This window comes from Lactobacillus kalixensis DSM 16043 (assembly GCF_001434335.1).
GTDB classification, from domain to species: Bacteria; Bacillota; Bacilli; order Lactobacillales; family Lactobacillaceae; genus Lactobacillus; species Lactobacillus kalixensis.
Window position 1 is genome coordinate 1 of record NZ_AZFM01000065.1, and the last position, 3,086, is coordinate 3,086.

At 34.5% G+C, this 3,086-nt stretch carries 4 protein-coding genes; 1 reads left to right on the plus strand and 3 read right to left on the minus strand.

Annotated elements, in window-relative coordinates:
- Positions 1 to 146: 146 nt before the first annotated feature.
- On the plus strand, positions 147 to 1,508 hold the full coding sequence (locus FC46_RS09625; protein WP_057800186.1) for an NAD(P)/FAD-dependent oxidoreductase: 1,362 nt from the start codon (positions 147 to 149) through the stop codon (positions 1,506 to 1,508).
- A gap of 85 nt (positions 1,509 to 1,593) precedes the next feature.
- Here the strand turns inward: FC46_RS09625 and FC46_RS09630 are convergent, their stop codons facing one another.
- The 3 genes from FC46_RS09630 to FC46_RS10400 all read right to left on the minus strand — a co-directional run.
- Positions 1,594 to 2,532, minus strand: a complete 939-nt coding sequence (locus tag FC46_RS09630; RefSeq protein ID WP_338033570.1) for a CPBP family intramembrane glutamic endopeptidase — start codon at positions 2,530 to 2,532, stop codon at positions 1,594 to 1,596.
- Positions 2,533 to 2,576: 44 nt separating this feature from the next.
- Positions 2,577 to 2,792: a hypothetical protein gene (locus tag FC46_RS09635; protein ID WP_057800190.1), complete on the minus strand. Its 216-nt coding sequence runs from the start codon at positions 2,790 to 2,792 to the stop codon at positions 2,577 to 2,579.
- 114 nt (positions 2,793 to 2,906) lie between these two features.
- The coding region (locus FC46_RS10400; RefSeq protein WP_236702316.1) for a hypothetical protein at positions 2,907 to 3,086 on the minus strand (180 nt) is incomplete at its 5' end.

Below are 3,086 nucleotides of genomic sequence, written 5' to 3' on the forward strand. Positions count from 1 at the left end.
GCTAGTATATGACAGAAAACGGAGCTAAGATAGGTACCTTGTTTTTAGACGCTTACAATTTTTATAGGTATCTCTCTCAATTTAGGTTATCATGGTTATGAAAACATTAACATTTTAGAAAACAGATTTTTAATTAGGCGATTATCATGGTAACAAAAATTGTAATTATTGGAGCTTCTCATGCAGGTCATGAAGCAGCAATTGATATTTTAGATAGATATAGTAATGTTCAAGTAGATGTATACGAAGCTGATGATTTCGTTTCATTCATGTCATGCGGGATGAAATTATTCCTTGAAGGTAAAACTACCGCACAAGATAATGTCCGCAATTTCTTCCCTCAAGAATTAGAAGAGATTGGCGCTCATGTTCATAACAATTCAAGAGTAGTTAACTTGGACCCTGACAAGAAGGAAATTACAGTCGAAGACCCACAAGGCAGTCATCAGGTTAGCTACGATAAGTTAATTCTAACAGTTGGTTCATTAGCCAAAAGTATCGATGGTCCCGGAAAAGATCTGGATAATATCTTATTGATGCGTGGACATTATTGGGCTAGCAGAATCAATGAGGCATTACATGATCCAAGTATCAAGAATGTTACCGTCATTGGTGCAGGGAATGGTGTTTCTGCCGCTGAAGTAATGGCTAAGGCTGGAAAGAATGTTACACTTATTGACAAACTTTCACGACCATTACAATTTTTCTTAAATCCAATGATGATCAGCTTGGTTGAAGACGAATTCAGAGAAAACAATGTCAAGATGATGATGGGGACAACGGTAACCGGCTTTGAAGGCCGCGATGGCAAAGTGTCCGCAGTAATTACTGATCAAGGCAATATTCCAACTGATTTGGTCATTCAAACCGTAGGGATTAAACCAAATACTGAGTGGCTTAAGGGTGTAATTGATCTAAACGATCACGGCTATATTGAAACAGATAATAACTTTAAGACTAATCAGGAAGATGTCTACGCTATCGGGGATGCAATTTTAGCCTTTTCAATCCCAGCTAATAATTTAATCCCTGCTCCTTCTGCAGTAGCTGCCCGTCATGAAGCTAAATACTTATCAGAGCATATTTTTGAAGAAACACCTGCCACAACTTTCCCTGGCTTAGTCGGTGCGCAAGTATTAGACCTCTTCTCACTGCACGGCTTTACAACAGGAATCAATTCTAATGGTGCCGGTAGATCTGGAATTATTGTCGAAACTGATTATTACGAAGACTACATGCGTCCGCGTTACATCCCCGAAAAGGACAATCCAATCATCAACATCAGTTTGACATACAATTTGTACAGTCACCAATTATTAGGTGCTGACGTCATTTCAACTCATCCAATTGATGAAGTCGGCAATGTCTTCACTTTAGCAATTGGTAAGAAGATGACTCTTGAAGAGTTAGCCGATCAAGACTTCTTCTTCTCACCTAGTTATGACAAGCAGTGGAACTTCATTAACTTGGCTGCTCAACATGCGCTAGACATGAGAGATTTTGATTAATTTGAACAAAACGAACGATGGACTTTTTTGAGCAAAATAAAATCACATCATGGTTTTCACAATGATACCGTGATGTGATTTTTCTTTATCTACTTACTAATCTTGCAGCATTTTCTCTCATAACTTGTTTACGTTTACCCCACATCATCAATCCTGTAGCAATCAACGCAACCGCTGCTACCATTAGGCCACATAATATTTTCGGATCGCCATACAATGAGATAAAGCCGTAACCTCCACCTCTAATTGAATATGAAAGAAAATCAAATGAAAAATGGGATAAAATGGGCAACCAAATTTGTGCAGTGTAGAGATATAGAACTGCTAAGAAACATCCGTATGCAAATGTCCAACTCGACTGAACAGCTACATCATACAAGCTTGTATTTGTATTAACTAAGTTGAAAAAATGTAATAATCCAAATTGCATTGCACTAAGAAAAATCGATAAGCCTAAATAGATTTTGAAATTTCTGAAAGCATACAGTAGCAATACTAAAATTATATAGCGTTCAATTTCCTCAAATAAGGCTGCGCCCGTACTTGCAAGTAACGCATAATCGCTAGGAAGAATTACACTAAAATCCCAGCCAACAAACAATTGCTCAAAAGTATTTGCAAAATATGAAAAGGCATTAAAAAATGGCAACCAAAACGCAAAAGCAATCAGCAATATCCAAGTAATTATTTGTACTCCGACTATTTTTACCTTTAAGTTAGGCTTAAATTTAAACCCCCATCTCCTAAATAAAACTGCACCATCAATAATTAGCGCTACACCTGTAAAGATATTTACCCTAAATAGATGCGTCAATAATTCACTTGTAGTTACAAAGTCCATATTTATGCTAGCAAGTAAAGCTATTGCTAAAAGAATAACAGCTATAATACGAGCATAGTCATTTTGGATAGTACCATAACTGACAACAAGTACTGGTAATAGATATGTTAAAAAAAGAAGTAAATAAATAATTGCCAGAATATTGCTGCTAGCCGGATTTTGTTTAATAAGATGATCAACCATTTTATTCAAACAAAACGTAAACGCATATGGCAAAACAATGATATTTACCCACTGATTAAAATGATTAAATCGTTCATTTTTAGTGAAGAAAAAGCAATTGCAACATATGCTAGAATCCCTAAAACTATCCAAATCAAAATTTTATCTGGAATTTTAAAGATGAAAAATGGTTTCTCATTAATTTTAAAAACAAGAAAAGATATATCAAGCAACAAGCTTAGAACGACTTGCAGTTCGAGAATTTTTTGCCATTTCTTCATTTTTATTTCCTTTCTAAATTAAGTATTCACTATTATTAATTTATTATTAAACTATATAATAAATTTCATTAATAACTTATAAATTGTCAAAGATGACATTTTTTTATTATTTATTTAAAAAATATAAAGGGCAAGAATCACTATTCCTTGCCCTTTAACTAATTGAAATATTTTCATTTTGGTAACCATGGTCCCATCTTTTTCGTCTCCTAGCTTTAATTTATTATTAATAATAAATCGGCCGATTGTAAAATGAAGTTGGACACTATGTCCTAAATTAAAAAAGGTCATTTG